11 protein-coding genes are annotated in these 13,681 nt (G+C 74.2%); 5 read left to right on the forward strand and 6 right to left on the reverse strand.

Annotated elements, in window-relative coordinates; genetic code table 11:
- The 4 genes from C1J01_RS38380 to C1J01_RS38395 form a co-directional block, all read right to left on the reverse strand.
- Positions 1–952, reverse strand: a 952-nt coding sequence (locus C1J01_RS38380; protein WP_220040298.1) for an NAD(P)H-binding protein, incomplete at its 3' end; no start/stop codon positions are given.
- An 88-nt stretch (positions 953–1,040) separates the two neighbouring features.
- Positions 1,041–2,246 carry a glycerophosphodiester phosphodiesterase gene (locus C1J01_RS38385; RefSeq protein ID WP_111183870.1) on the reverse strand — a complete coding sequence of 402 codons (1,206 nt, stop codon included), beginning with the start codon at positions 2,244–2,246 and terminating at the stop codon, positions 1,041–1,043.
- 173 nt (positions 2,247–2,419) lie between these two features.
- Positions 2,420–2,722, reverse strand: coding sequence for a hypothetical protein (locus C1J01_RS38390; RefSeq protein WP_111183879.1), 303 nt, complete (start codon positions 2,720–2,722; stop codon positions 2,420–2,422).
- A 91-nt stretch (positions 2,723–2,813) separates the two neighbouring features.
- A complete protein-coding gene (locus C1J01_RS38395) occupies positions 2,814–3,452 on the reverse strand; it encodes an HD domain-containing protein (RefSeq protein WP_111183871.1) in 639 nt (212 codons plus the stop codon).
- An 83-nt stretch (positions 3,453–3,535) separates the two neighbouring features.
- Here C1J01_RS38395 and C1J01_RS38400 point away from each other — a divergent pair, with 83 nt between their 5' ends.
- On the forward strand, positions 3,536–4,492 hold the full coding sequence (locus C1J01_RS38400) for a GlxA family transcriptional regulator (protein WP_111183872.1): 957 nt from the start codon (positions 3,536–3,538) through the stop codon (positions 4,490–4,492).
- On the opposite strand, the gene C1J01_RS38405 is transcribed toward C1J01_RS38400, so the two are convergent.
- Positions 4,486–5,832, reverse strand: coding sequence for an amidase (locus C1J01_RS38405; RefSeq protein ID WP_111183873.1), 1,347 nt, complete (start codon positions 5,830–5,832; stop codon positions 4,486–4,488). The genes C1J01_RS38400 and C1J01_RS38405 overlap by 7 nt on opposite strands.
- 139 nt (positions 5,833–5,971) lie before the next feature.
- Between C1J01_RS38405 and C1J01_RS38410 the strand changes: the two genes are divergently transcribed.
- Positions 5,972–7,357 (forward strand): PhoX family protein, encoded by a 1,386-nt coding sequence (locus C1J01_RS38410; RefSeq protein ID WP_111183874.1) that lies wholly within the window; start codon positions 5,972–5,974, stop codon positions 7,355–7,357.
- 4 nt (positions 7,358–7,361) lie between these two features.
- On the opposite strand, the gene C1J01_RS38415 is transcribed toward C1J01_RS38410, so the two are convergent.
- Entirely contained in the window at positions 7,362–11,642 is a 4,281-nt protein-coding gene (locus C1J01_RS38415) for a cation-translocating P-type ATPase (RefSeq protein WP_111183875.1), read from the reverse strand.
- A 206-nt stretch (positions 11,643–11,848) separates the two neighbouring features.
- On the opposite strand from C1J01_RS38415, the gene C1J01_RS38420 reads away from it, so the two are divergent.
- From C1J01_RS38420 to C1J01_RS38430, 3 genes are read left to right on the forward strand one after another with little or no spacing between them, the layout of a single operon-like run.
- Entirely contained in the window at positions 11,849–12,496 is a 648-nt protein-coding gene (locus C1J01_RS38420) for an SRPBCC family protein (RefSeq protein WP_111183876.1), read from the forward strand.
- A gap of 3 nt (positions 12,497–12,499) precedes the next feature.
- On the forward strand, positions 12,500–12,751 hold the full coding sequence (locus C1J01_RS38425) for a hypothetical protein (RefSeq protein WP_111183877.1): 252 nt from the start codon (positions 12,500–12,502) through the stop codon (positions 12,749–12,751).
- Positions 12,752–12,762: 11 nt separating this feature from the next.
- Positions 12,763–13,596, forward strand: a complete 834-nt coding sequence (locus C1J01_RS38430; RefSeq protein WP_111183878.1) for a DODA-type extradiol aromatic ring-opening family dioxygenase — start codon at positions 12,763–12,765, stop codon at positions 13,594–13,596.
- Positions 13,597–13,681 lie beyond the last annotated feature (85 nt).

A 13,681-nucleotide genomic window follows, 5' to 3' on the forward strand; every position in this document is an offset into this window, starting at 1 on the left:
CGCCGGGGGCGGGGGCCGACGTCCAGCGGGTGGCGACGTCGGCGTCCTTGATCCGGCGCAGCGCCAGGTCCACGGCCTGCTCGAACGCGACCAGTCCGCCCGGCGGGTCGGGCACGTGACGGGCGATGTCGTGCTCGCGGCAGATCGTCTCGTTGCGCAGCGACTCCACCAGGGGACGCGCCACCCGGGCCGGCACCGGGGTGACCAGACCGACCCAGAGACTCGACAACCGCGGTGTGAGCGCCGGCACCGGGATGATCCACCGGCGCGGCAGGCCCGCCACCGCGGCGTATCCGCGCATCATGCCGGCGTACGTCAGGACGTCGGGGCCGCCGATGTCGAACGCCCGGTGCACGCCCGGCGGCAACCCCGCGCAGCCCACCAGGTAGCGCAGCACGTCCCGGATCGCGATCGGCTGCGTCCTGGTACGCACCCAGGAGGGCGTGGTCATGACCGGCAGCCGCTCGGTCAGGTAGCGGAGCATCTCGAACGACGCCGATCCCGAGCCGATGATCACCGCGGCGCGCAGCACCGCCGTCGGGACGCCGGAGTCCAGCAGGATCCGCGCCACCTCCTCCCTGGACCGCAGATGCGGCGAGACCTCACCGCCCGGCGTGAGACCGCCGAGGTAGACGATGCGGCGCACCCCGGCCTCGCGGGCGGCCGCGGCGAACGCCGTGGCGGCGGCGCGGTCCCGCTCGGCGAAACCGCGTCCCGACCCCATCGTGTGGACGAGGTAGTAGGCGACGTCCACGCCCTCCAGCGCCCGCCCGGTGCGCAGCGGATCCGTCGCGTCGGCCACGCCGACCTCGACCCGCCCGCACCACGGGCGGCCGCGCAGCCGGTCGGGGGACCGCACCATGCAGCGGACCGCGTGGCCCACGCCGAGCAGCTCCGGCACGAGCCGCCCCCCGATGTAGCCGGTCGCCCCGGTCACCAGACATCGCGCCATCGCCATCCCCCCGCGCACGCGTCTCACCGCCGACTGCCCGCCCGGGACGGGTCCTACACCGCGCGCCCGCCGGACCCGGTGAGCGGGCTCAGCCGGCGAGCCGCGTGCGGGAGGCGTGCACGGCGCCGTCGCCGGCGAACGACACCGACGCGCCGCGCCAGTTCACGCCGGGGACGTCCGCGCAGCCGTCGTAGCCGGTGACCAGGTCGGCCGAGCGGCCGTTCTTGGCCAGCCGCACGGTCTTGCCGGGGAAGCCGAGGCCGTTGCCGGCGTTCACCAGGCACACGCCGCCGGTCGGGCCCTCGTGCCGGACGTCCAGCGCGGAGTCGACCGCCTCGCCGGCCGCGGCCACGATGAGGGCCGGCTGGTTCGTCTGCACGCCGTCGGCGCCGATCGCGCGGGCGTGCTGGAACTGCGCCACCTCCTGGTCGGGGCCGGCGTCGTAGGCGTGCGGCATGACGACCGCGCACGCGTCGTGGGCGGCCGCGACCGACTCGGGCGTGTACTCGTCCAGCCGCGAGCCGAACACCTTGAAGACCGCGCCGATCTCGTTGATCAGGAACCCGGGCTCCCAGGTGTCGCGGTTGTAGATCAGGCGGGCGCCGGGCTCTGCGGCGAAGATCCTCGGGTCGGCCGAGTTGAAGATCGACTCTTCGATGAGACCGTACTTCCCGACCAGTTCGGCGACCTTGCCCTCCTCGGTCACCGACCCCTTGATGTCGAGCTCCAGGCCGCCGCCCACCCGCTTGGCCAGGGCGAGGATCTCCTCCAGCGACGCGATCTGGGCGGGCTCGTACGCGCCGCCCTTCCAGGGTGCGTAGTCGGCGGCGTTGAGCGCGCGCACCTCGTCGAAGGTCAGGTCCGCGATGTCGCCGGTGCCGTCGGTCGTGCGGTCCACGGTGGAGTCGTGCAGCGCGACGAAACGGCCGTCGCGGGTCTGCTGGACGTCGACCTCGACCAGGTCCACACCGTAGGCGAAGGCGTACTCGTAGGACTTCAGGGTGTTCTCAGGGGCGAGGGTGTTGGCCCCCCGGTGGGCGGAGATGAGCACGTCGGCGGAGCCCTGGTCGGGGGTGCCCGCGTGCTCCCAGCGTTCCGGCTCGGGCACCTGGTCGCACACCGGCTGCCGGGTCAGCGGCTTCAGGGCGGCCAGCGCCTGCCGATACTGCTCGATCCTGGGGTCGTCGGCGGCGTGCGCGGTGCCGGCCGTGGCCGTACCCGCTGCCAGGCCCGCCGTCAGCGCGGCGACGGCGGCGAGCGCTCGCGCGGCCCGGCGCACGGATGGGAACGTCATGGAGGATCCTCTCGACGGTCATGATGACCCGCCGAGTATTCAGCCGGCGCCGCACCCCACGGTGAACCGATATTGGCGATCAAGCGGCATATTTCCGACTTTTCGGTCGAGCATGCCCGAAACAGCGGGGGGCGCCCACCGTCCTCGGTGAGCGCCCCGTCCGGCCTGCGGGCTCAGTGGTCGTCCCAGTGCCCGTCGTGCCAGGCGTGCCGGTGGCCGTCGTGCACGTAGTCGATGTGGTCCTGGTGCGGGACGGCCACGTGGCCGCAGCCCTCCGCGTGCCGGTGCGGGTGCTCGCCGTGTTCGGCGTGCGCGCCGGTGTCGCACTCGTCGAAGTGGCCGTCGTGCGAACGGTGCAGGTGACCGTCGTGCACGTAGTCCACGTGGTCCTGGTGCGGGACGGCGACGTGGCCGCAGCCCTCCGCGTGCCGGTGGTCGTGTCCGGAGTGCTGCTGGTGTTCGGTGGCAGAAGTCATCGGTTCCTCCTCGCGGGTCACTGCTTTCCTCACCCCCGCGCCACGCCACGTCACCGGCCGCACCGGAATTTGAACCGCTCTTGACGGACGGCTATTCGGGCCACGGGTTGTCGAGGATGATCTGCACGAAGTCCTCCCGCCGGTAGCCGTCCATGTAGTGCTCCAGGACGTCGGCGTTGACGTTGCCGAACGTCGTCTGCGGGCGGTGGACGTTGCCGTCGGTGAACGCCTTGAGGATGCGCCGCTTGAAGTCCGGCCGCGGGTGCGCGGCGGTCACCGCGGCACGCTGCTCCGCCGTCAGCTTGTCGTACCCGATGCCGAGCACGTCGGTCTCGACGCCGGCGGTCACCAGGGCGACCACGGGGTCGAGGAACTCGGGGACGCCGGGAGTGGTGTGCAGCGCGATGCCCAGCCACACCCGGTCGGCGTCGGCGTCGATGACGCCGTGCCGCTTGAGGAAGTCGCGGGCCGCGTTGGCGCCGTCGACCTCGAAGCGCAGATGGGATTCGCGGTAGGCGTCGGTCAGGCCGATGTCGTGGAACATCGCGCCCGTGTAGAGCAGCTCCAGGTCCGCGTGCAGCCCGCGGACCCGGCCCTGCAGCGCGCCGAAGAGGAAGACCCGGCGCGAGTGGTGGTAGAGCAGATCGTCCTCGGTGTCGCGGATGAACTCCGTCACGTCGCGGACGAGCGCTGTGTCGGGAATGGCGATTCCGGCGATGGTCTCTGTCATGCCCCCAGCGTCCTGCGCGGGGCCCCGGCGCCGCGCTGTCCTCCTGGACACGTACCCCTCAATTTCGGACATACGATGGAAGCATGGACGGCCACAACGTCACCTTCCTGGTCTTCGACGGGGTCAAGCTCCTCGACGTCTCCGGCCCCGCCGAGGTGTTCACCGAGGCGAACCACCACGGAGCGGCGTACCGGGTGCGGCACGTGTCGCCGGGCGGCGCTCCCGTGACGACGTCGGTCGGCCCCCTGCTGCCGGTCGACGGCGACGGGACGGGGGGCGAACGCGTCGACACCCTCGTCGTCGCCGGCGGCGACCGGCTCGTCGGCGAGCCCATCGAGCCCGAGCTGCGCGAGAGCGCGGCCCGCCTCGCGTCACGGGCGGGGCGGGTGGCCTCCGTCTGCACGGGGGCCTTCGTCCTGGCCGCGGCGGGGCTCCTCGACGGACGGCGGGCCACCACGCACTGGCGGCACGCGGAGGCGCTGGCGCGCGCGTACCCGGCGATCGACGTGCAGCCCGACGCGCTCTACGTCGCGGACGAGGGGGTGTACACCTCGGCCGGGGTGTCGTCGGGGATCGACCTGGCGCTCGCCCTGGTGGAGGCCGACCACGGCCCCGACGTGGCCCGCGCCGTCGCCCGCGCGCTGGTCGTCTACATGCAGCGGCCCGGCGGGCAGTCGCAGTTCTCGGCGCCCCTGCGCACGCCGGTCCCGCGCCAGCCGGCGCTGCGCGCGGCCGTCGAGGCCGTCGAGGCCGACCCGGGCGCCGACCACACGGTCGCCTCGCTGGCCGCGATCGCCATGGTGAGCCCGCGCCATCTCGGCAGGCTCTTCGCGGCCGAGCTCGGCGTCTCGCCCGCCCAGTTCATCGAGCAGGTGCGCCTGGAGGCCTCCAAGTCGCTCCTCGACTCGGGTTACAACGTGACCGAGACGGCGCAGCTCAGCGGGTTCGGCAGCCCGGAGACGTTCCGGCGGACGTTCACCAGGCGGTTCGGCGTCGCGCCGAGCCGCTACCGCGGACACTTCTCCGCGATGGCTCAGTAGCCGGGCGGCCGGGCGAAGCCGGGCAGGATGCCCGCCTCCTCGAGCGCGGCGGCGATCTCGATCAGCCGGATCTCCGACCAGGGCGGGCCGACGATCTGCACGCCGATCGGCAGGCCGGCCTCGTCGCGGCCGGCGGGCGCGGTCAGCGCGGGCAGCCCGGCGAGGTTGGCGAACACCAGCTGGCGGTCCTGCCCCTCGTCGTCGTCGCTGTCGTGGCGGAACGCGGTGGTCGTGCCCGGAGCCAGGATCAGCGCGTCGTACCCCGTGAAGAAGTCGTGCCAGGCGGCCGTGAAACGGTCGCGCCGGTCGAGCGCGCGCAGGTACCACGCCAGGCCGCGATGCGCGTCGGGCAGGACGGCGTCGGGGTCGAACACGCCGATGGCCGCCCCCATCAGCTCGCCGGACAGCCGCTGCTCGTCCCAGTCGACCCCCGGCAGCCGCTCCTCGACGCGGGCGCCGGCGTCGGACGCCCGGGCGGCGACACGTTCGACCTCGGCGCGCAGGCTCGCCGCGACGGACGCGCCGGGCAGCTCCGGCACCGCCGCCAGCCGCAACTCGGGCAGCGTACGGCGGCGGCGCTCACGCAGCGGCACGGGCGGCACCGCGCCGTCGCGCCCGTCGGGCCCGGCGATCACGCGCAGGACGAGCTCCAGGTCGCCGAGGTCACGCGCCATCGGGCCGAACGACATCAGGATGCGGGTGTGGCGCGCCCGGCCCTCAAGAGGTCGCCAGAACCCGGTGGCCGGCACGCGGTGCTCGGTGGCCATGAGGCCGTACACGCCGCAGAAGTGCGGCGGCAGCCGCAGCGAGCCGCCGTAGTCGGAGCCGACCTCGATCGGGGTCAGCCCCGCGGCGAGCGCGGCCGCGCCGCCGCCGCTGGAGCCGCCGGGCGTGCGGTCCGAGTCCCACGGGTTGTCGCTCCGGCCGAAGATCGCATTCTCGGAACGGTACTGGGCGAGGAGGGGCGGCACGTTGCTGTGGCCGAGCAGGATCGCGCCGGCCGCGCGGAGGCGGGCGGCGACCGTGCCGTCCCGGTCGGGGACGCGGTCGTAGAGCTCGGTGCCGAGGGTGGTGCGCAGCCCGGCGACGTCGTGCCCGTCCTTGACGACCATGGGGACGCCGTGCAGCGGCCCCGCCTCCTCGCCCCGCGCGAGCCGCCGGTCGGCCTCGGCGGCGGCTCGCCGGGCCTGGCCGAGGTCCGCGGCGACGATCGCGACGAGCGAGGGGTTGAGCCGCTCGATGCGCCCGGCGTAGGCGTCGAGGACCTGCACGGCGGTGAGCTCCCGCCGGCGCAGCCGTTCCGCGAGCTCCCGCGCCGGCAGATAGAACAACTCGTCCACCCCGTCCCGCTACCCCGCATGCCCCCAGCCGACTCTCAGGGTGTGTTCGGTACGCCGTCATCCCGCCTTTGCCGTACGGACACGGAGGGAACCGAGCGTGGCGTGTGGCGCACCCCTGCCGATGAGCTAGGAGCGAAAGATGACCGGTTTAGACCGCCGCGGATTCCTGACCGCCACCACCCTGGGCGTGGTCGCCGGAGGCCCGCTGGCCGCCCTGTCCGCCCGTACGGCCGACGCCTCCACCATGGTGAAGCGGCCCTTCAGCTCCGACTACGGCCCCCTCGTGCCGGTGAAGGACCACACCACCGGGCTCGAACTGCTCAAGCTGCCGCGCGGCTTCGAGTACGTCACCCACGGCTGGACCGGCGACCCGATGAGCGACGGCCGTCCGACGCCCGGCGCGCACGACGGCATGGCCGCGTTCCGGCCGAGCGGCGCGCTCAAGGAGCGCGTCAAGGGCACCGGCAAGGGCCACTGGACCGTGCTGGTCCGCAACCACGAGGTCGGCAGCCTGAACGGCGCCTTCGTGGACCCGGCCTACGACCCGGCCGCCGGCGGCGGCACCACCTCGCTGGTCTTCGACACGCGCGCCGGCGAGTTCCTGGACAGCTGGGCCAGCCTCGGCGGCACCGTGCGCAACTGCGCCGGCGGTCCCACCCCGTGGGGCAGCTGGCTGTCGTGCGAGGAGACCACGGAGATCAACGGCGAGGTCCGGCACGGCTACGTCTTCGAGGTCCCGCACGACGGCGTCAGCACCGCCGAGCCGTACAAGGAGATGGGGCGCTTCTCGCACGAGGCCGTGGCGGTGGACCCGCGGACGGGCTGGGTCTACGAGACCGAGGACGCCACGCCCAGCGGCTTCTACCGGTTCCGGCCGAAGGTCAGGGGCGACCTGTCGCAGGGCGGCGTGCTGGAGATGATGACGATCGGCTCCTCGCCGTACGTCACCTACGCCGACGGGACGGGCGTCACCTATCCGGAGATCGGCTGGGTCGTCATCGACGAGCCCGACCCCGGGCCCGGCGAGACCAGCGTCGTGCGGCAGGGCATCGCCAAGGGCGGCGCGTCGTTCAACCGGCTGGAGGGCGCCTGGTACCACGACGGCACGGTCTACATCGTCAGCACCAGCGGCGGCCCCACCGGTCAGGGCCAGGTCTTCGCGTACGACATCGCCGAGAACACCATGCGCGTGCTGTTCGCCTCGCCGAACGCCTCCGTGCTGAACAACCCCGACAACATCTGCGTCAGCCCCCGGGGCGGCATCGTGTTGTGCGAGGACGGCTCCGGCGTGGAGTTCCTGCACGGCCTGACGACCGACGGCGAGATCTTCCCGTTCGCGGAGAACGCGGTCGTCATCCCGGCCGGCGGCGTGCCCGGCAAGAACGTGGCGCCGGGGAACTACACCGGCTCGGAGTGGTGCGGCTCGGTGTTCGACACCAAGGACGGCGGATGGTTGTTCGCCAACATCCAGTCGCCGGGGATCACGTTCGCCATCACCGGCCCCTGGCGGGACGGCTCGCTGTAGCCCGTCAGGCGTAGGCGACTTCCGGCGACTCCTTGCGGGCCGGCTCCTTCCCGGCCGCCTTCCGGAGCGCGTACCCGTTCAGGGCCCTGTCCAGCGGGCCCTGGACGAGGCGGTCGAGGAGGAGGGCGGCGGCCACGGCGCCGAGGGCGAGGCCCCAGCCGACCGGTCCGAGCGGGGTCGAGCCGAAGAAGCGGCTGACGATCGGCGTCTGCACGATCGCGGCCAGCGCCGCCGCCGAGCCGAGCGCGCTCAGCAGCACCGTGCGGTCGCGCCCGGCGGCCTGCAGCGTCTGCGCGAGCTGCGTGCCGACCAGCGCGACCAGCGCGACGGTACGCGCCCGCGCCGCGGTCCCGGTGAAGCGCGCCATGGTCCAGCCGATTCCGGCGCCGGCCGCGGTGACCACGGCCCGCCGCACGATGTCTCGGGTGAGCGCGTGGCCGAGCGAGCTCTCCGGTCCCTCCTCCAGCAGGTCGGCCGCCTCCTCGGGGCTGGGCGTGCGCAGCGCGATGGCCAGGGCGGGCGCCAGGTCGGTGAGCATGTTGACCACCAGCAGCTGGCGGGCCGACAGCGGCGAGCCGCCCGTGACGAGCGCGCCGAGCAGCGTGAAGCCGATCTCGCCCAGGTTGCCGCCCACCAGGATGGCCAGCGACTGGCGCACCGACGACCACATGGCGCGGCCCTCCGCCAGGGCCAGCACGATGGTCTCCAGCCGGTCGTCGCTCACCACGAGGTCGGCGGCGGCGCGGGCGGCCGGGGTGCCCGTCTTGCCGAGGGCGATGCCGACGTCGGCGAGCCGGATGACCGCGGCGTCGTTGGCGCCGTCGCCGGTCATCGCGACGACCCTGCCCAGCCGCTGGAACGCGCGCACCACCCTGACCTTCTGCTCCGGCGTGCAGCGGGCCACCACGTCGACCTGCGGCAGGCGTTCCTCCAGGGCGGCGTCGTCCATGGCGTCCAGGTCGGCGCCGGTGACCACGCACGGTTCGCCGGCGATGAGCTCGGCGGCGATGGCGGCGGCGGTGCTGGGGTGGTCGCCGGTGAGCATGGCGATCTGCACGCCGGCCTCGCGCAGTCGGGTGACGGCCGGGCTGGCGGCGAGCCGTACCGTGTCGGCCAGGCCGAGCAGCCCGACGAAGGTCAGGCCGGTCACGTCCGCGTCGTCGAGGTCGGTGGCCGTGGTGCGGTTCTCGGCCACCGCGAGGACGCGGTGGCCGGAGGCGGCCAGCCGCTCGACGCGCTCCTCGATGCGCCGCCGCTCCTTGTCGTCGAGGTCGCGTACGACGCCGTCGACGAGCACGTGGGAGCAGCGCGGCAGCACGGTCTCGGGGGCGCCCTTCACGCTGAGCAGCCGGGCGTGGCCGGTGACGCGGCCGAGTGCGGCGTGGAAGCCGCGCGACGGCTCGAACGGCAGCGCCGCGAGCTCCCGCCAGCCGCGCGCGCCGGTCCTTCGGGTCACCCGGGCCGCCTTGGCGCCGGTGGAGACGGCGGCGTCGGTGAGGTGGCTGTGCTCGCCGTTGCTCTCCGCGTGCGGCGTGGCCCGCAGCCCGGCCGCCATGACGGCGCGCAGGCCGCCCGGCTCGGCCGCCGAGACCTCGTTGCGGGCGTCGCACACCCGGGTCAGCCGGATCTCGCCGGCGGTGAGCGTGCCGGTCTTGTCGAAGCAGAGCACCTCGACCCGGCCGAGCGCCTCGATGGTGCGCGGGTCGCGGACGTGCACGCCGTACGCCGACAGCCGGCGCGTGGCGGCCAGCTGGGCCGCGCTGACCAGCAGTGGCAGCCCTTCGGGGACGGCGGCCACGGCGAGGCTGACGCTCTCGCCGAGCGTCTGCCGCAGCGGGCGGCCCCGCGCCGCGCCGGCCACGGTCACGGCGGCGGCCGAGCCGAGCGCGATCGGCGTGGTCGCCCGGGTGATGCGTGCCAGGCGCTCGGCGACGCCGCTGCGCGGGGCGCTTTCCTCGGCGGCGGCCATGGCGCGGCCGGTCATCGTGGCCTCGCCGACGGCGACCACGACCGCCGTGGCGGTGCCCGCCGCGATGGAGGTGCTCTCGTAGAGCATCGACGTACGGTCGGCGACCTCCCTGGCGAAGACCGGCCGCGCGGACTTGGCCACCGGCAGCGACTCGCCGGTCAGCGCCGACTCGTCGGCCTCCAGGCCGTCCGCGGTGACGATGCGGCAGTCGGCGGGCACGACCTGGCCGGCCGAGAGCACCACCACGTCCCCCGGGACGAGGTCACGGGCGCCGACGTCGTGCGTCCGCCCGTCGCGCAGCACCCGGGCCGGCACGCTGACGTGCCGGGACAGCTCCGACAGGGTGCGCGCGGCGGCCCGCCGCTGCACGCCGCCGGCCAGCGCCGACGCCACCACGACGGCGGTCACCAGGGCCGCGTCCACGAGCGAGCCGACCACGGCCGAGCCCACCGCGCCCGCCGCGAGCACCGGCGTGAACGGGTTGGCCAGCTCGGCCGCCGTCTCGCGGAGCAGGGACGGCCGCCGTTCCGCGGCGACGGGGCGATACCGTCTGGCCGCCTCCTCGCCGCTCAGGCCGCCGGCGTCCGTGTCCAGCTCGCGCAGCACCGCCTCGACCGGCATCGCGTGCCAGGGACGTTCGTCGGGGACGAGCCGTACGGGGGTGCGGGCGGCCCGCCACGCGCGCCAGGCGCCCCAGCCCATGGCGAGGCAGGTGGCGATGTGCACGCCGGACAGGCCGCGGCCGGCCGAGCGCCGGGGGTGGGCGGTGAGCGTGAACAGCATGCCGACGCCGGTGCCCACCCGGGCCAGCCGTACGCCGTCGGCGGCCACGTCCCGCGCCGCCGGCACGGCCGCGATCACCGGCACCAACGCCCGCAGATCACTTTCCACGAACAGATGAGCCCCCCACGGCACATGCGCGTCCCACTCGGTTCCCTCGGCCTGCCCGTCCACGGCGTCGGGCGTCGGCGGGTGCGTGGGCGGGAGGAGGCCGATGCCGCAGTCCGACTGGGCGAGGGCGTGGGCGTCCTGGGAGACCACGAGGACGGCGGCGCCCTCGGACTGGAGCGTCGCGATCTCGGCGGCGGTGACGCCCGCCCGCAGGACGAGCCGGAGCCCGGCGGCGCGGACGGCGGTGACGACCGCCTCCCCGGCGGGCGAGCGCTGCCGGCGGATCTCGGCCACCGCCTGACGGCGTCCGTCGCGGGTGAGGGTGAGCCGGTCGCCCCTGGCCCGCAGCCGCCAGGGCCCCTCCTCCTGGGCGGCCTGCGGCCGGTCGGGGTCGAACAGCCGGTAGAGCCAGGTGGTCACCTCTTCCGGGTCCGCGCCGGGCGCCGGGCGCACCTCGTCGACGACGGAGCGCGGCGACAGCAGCACGTCCTCGTCGAGCACCACGGTGTCGATCCGGTCCAGCCGGCGCAGCGCGTCGCACTCGGCGACCACCACGCCCGTGCGCGACAGCACGACGCCGAGTTCGGCGGCGAACATCTCCCGGCCCGCGAACGCCGGCCTGGGCGTGCAGATCATCGCCGTCTGCAGGCCGCGGCGGACGTTCGTGCTGAGCAGCGAGCCGATCATGCCGCCCAGCGGCGCCCCGGTGAGCAACTGGTCGGCGTAGCGTTCGGCGGGGCCGGGGGGCAGCGGGCAGGGCCGCTGCGCGGGGATCTCGGCGGCCGCGGCCCGCTCGGGCGTCGCGGTCAGGTGCTCGTGCGCCCCCGCCCAGGCGCTCTCGATGGCGTGCCGTTCGCGCAGCTGCACCAGGCGCTGGGTGACGTCGACGACCAGCCCGGTCACGCCCGGCGCGAGGCCCGCCACGGCGGCGCCGGCCACCGGCAGCCAGGTCTTCAGCGCGGGCAGCGGGATGGACGCGTCGATCGCCTCGCGCAGCCTCGGCAGGTTGTCGACCAGCGACACCAGGCCGGGGGCCTCGGCGGGCAGCGGGGTCCGCCGGATCAGCCACTCGACGCCGGTCGCGAGGATGCCGCCCAGGTCGGCGGCGAGCACCACAGCGGGGGGCGGCTCGTGCACCACCTTCTCCTCGACCAGGGCCTCCGCCTCGTCCAGCGCCCGCATCAGGGCGCGGATCCGGGCGGGCTCCTCCTCCAGCGCGACGATCACGCGGTTCAGCGGCGCGTTCACCCGGGCCCATCGCACACCCGGCACGGCCTGCAGCCGGCGCTCGATCTCCGCTTCGTGAACGGGGCGGCGCAGCAGCTCCAGATGGATGCGACCCGGATAGCGCCAGGTGGAGCGCCCGCCGAGCGAGCCGACGGCCGTGGCCACGGCATGCAGAGAACGGGTGAACTGTCCGAGCATGCGGGTGTTCGTACCCCCACGACCGTCTTTAGCGGGATCTAGGGAATAGATCTTTCTTGGTGGAACAGGCGAGGCGCGCGATCATCGGCGGAACCGGGTCTGACCGGGCGTGCCGGGGCGAATTGACCCGTAGGGGTAACGCGGGAGCCGAGACCGTTTCCGTACGGTCGTCGCGTACCCATCCCCGTAAGCCCAGAGGGTGTGCGATGCAGCTCCAGCACGAGTTCACGCTTCCGATACCGCCCGACCAGGCGTGGGCCACGCTGCTCGACGTCGAACGGGTCGCCTCCTGCCTGCCGGGCGCCGCGCTCGACCACATCGACGGCGACGCCTTCTCCGGCCGCGTCTCGCTGAAGGTCGGGCCGCTGAAGCTGGCCTACCGCGGCGACGCCCGCCTCGCCGTGAAGGACGAGAAGGCGGGGCGTCTGGTGATCGAGGCGGCCGGGAGGGAGGCGCGCGGCTCCGGCACGGCGAAGGCCACGGTGACCGCCTCGCTGCAGCCGGTCGCCGGCGGCACCCGCGTGGGGCTGCTGACGGAGCTGGCATTGACCGGGCGGCCGGCGCAGTTCGGGCGCGGCCTGGTGAGCGAGGTCGGCGGCAATCTCATCGGCCAGTTCGCCGAGCGGCTGTCGCAGGAGATGAGCGCCCCCGCCCCCGTCTCCGCACTGGGGCCGGCGCCGGAGCTCGGGACGGTACCGGCGGCTCCGCCCGCGCCCGCCGCCGCTCCCGTCGCGCAGGACCTCGACCTGGCGGCCCTCCTCGGGCCGGTGCTCCGCAAGCGGGCGCCGGTCGTGGCCGTGGCCGTGTTGCTGGCGGTGGTCGCGTTCCTGCTGGGCCGCAGAAAGAGGGGATGACCGATGTACAGCCTGCAGAAACTGCTCTGGGACGTGCGCAAGGACCCGGCGCTCGCCGACCGCTTCCGCGCCGCCCCTGACACCGTCCTGGACGAGTACGGCATCGAGGGCGTCGAGCGGACCGCGATGGCCGCCCTCGACTTCAAGACCTTGTACGACCGCGGCGCCAACCCGTACCTCCTGTACTTCTGCGCGCTGCAGATCGGCGTCGACCGGGCGGAGTACTACGCCCGGTTGCGCGGAGAGCTCAGCTGAGGGGACTTCACATGGGACAGATCGTCGGCGCCTTCGCCGCCTCGCACTCGCCGGGCATCACCGGCTTCCCCGAGCGGGCCGAGCCGCGGCAGCGGGAAGCCGTGGAGGGGGCGTTCGCGGAGGTGCGGCGGCGCATCGAGCGTCTGCAGCCGGACGCGGTCATCGCCGTGTCCGTCGAGCACTTCACCAACTTCTTCCTCACCAACCTGCCGGCCTTCGCCATCTGCACGTCGGACTCCTACCTCGGGCCGGTCACGCCGGAGATGGGCGAGTTCCTGAACGTCGCGCAACGGCAGCACCCGGGGCACTCGGTGCTCGGCCGGCACGTCTACGAGCACGCGCTGGCCTCCGACTTCGACCCGTCGCTGGTGGAGGGCGGCCACACGTTCGACGAGAACTTCTGCGTGCCGCTGAAGCACCTCGACCCCGAGGGGCGGCTGCCGCTGGTGCCGATCATCGTCAACGGCGTCAACCCGCCGTGGCCGAACGTGCGCCGCTGCTACGACTTCGGCCGCATGCTGCGCGCCGCCGTGGAGGCGCAGGACGCGGCCGCGCGGGTGGTCGTGCTGGCCACCGGCGGGCTGTCGCACTGGGTCGGCATGCCCGAATCGGGCGACATCAACGAGGACTTCGACCGCGACTTCCTGGCCCGCCTGGAGTCGGGTGACCGCGAACGCCTCATCGACTACACCGCCGAGCAGATCGACGCGGCCGGGAACGGCGCGCACGAGATCAGGACCTGGCTGGTCGCGGCCGGGGCCGCCGGCACCCCCTTCGAAACCCTTGTCTACGAGCCCGTCCCGGCGTGGCTCACCGGCACCGCGGTCGCGGCCGCCCTTATCTGAGAGGACGACGTTTCCATGAGCAGTTTGCCGAAGGTCACCGGTCGTGACATGCGCGGCGTCGTGGCCTACCCGCCCACCCCCGCAC

Origin of the sequence: Nonomuraea aridisoli (genome assembly GCF_003236395.1) — a bacterium.
GTDB classification, from domain to species: domain Bacteria; phylum Actinomycetota; class Actinomycetes; order Streptosporangiales; family Streptosporangiaceae; genus Nonomuraea; species Nonomuraea aridisoli.

Excerpts from the sequence above, each read along its gene's own strand:
- C1J01_RS38420 (WP_111183876.1), top strand. The coding sequence starts at position 11,849 with ATGCAGCTCCAGCACGAGTTCACGCTTCCGATACCGCCCGACCAGGCG.
- C1J01_RS38385 (WP_111183870.1), bottom strand. The coding sequence starts at position 2,246 with ATGACGTTCCCATCCGTGCGCCGGGCCGCGCGAGCGCTCGCCGCCGTC.
- C1J01_RS38410 (WP_111183874.1), top strand. The coding sequence starts at position 5,972 with ATGACCGGTTTAGACCGCCGCGGATTCCTGACCGCCACCACCCTGGGC.
- C1J01_RS38390 (WP_111183879.1), bottom strand. The coding sequence starts at position 2,722 with ATGACTTCTGCCACCGAACACCAGCAGCACTCCGGACACGACCACCGG.
- C1J01_RS38415 (WP_111183875.1), bottom strand. The coding sequence starts at position 11,642 with ATGCTCGGACAGTTCACCCGTTCTCTGCATGCCGTGGCCACGGCCGTC.
- C1J01_RS38400 (WP_111183872.1), top strand. The coding sequence starts at position 3,536 with ATGGACGGCCACAACGTCACCTTCCTGGTCTTCGACGGGGTCAAGCTC.
- C1J01_RS38430 (WP_111183878.1), top strand. The coding sequence starts at position 12,763 with ATGGGACAGATCGTCGGCGCCTTCGCCGCCTCGCACTCGCCGGGCATC.
- C1J01_RS38425 (WP_111183877.1), top strand. The coding sequence starts at position 12,500 with ATGTACAGCCTGCAGAAACTGCTCTGGGACGTGCGCAAGGACCCGGCG.
- C1J01_RS38395 (WP_111183871.1), bottom strand. The coding sequence starts at position 3,452 with ATGACAGAGACCATCGCCGGAATCGCCATTCCCGACACAGCGCTCGTC.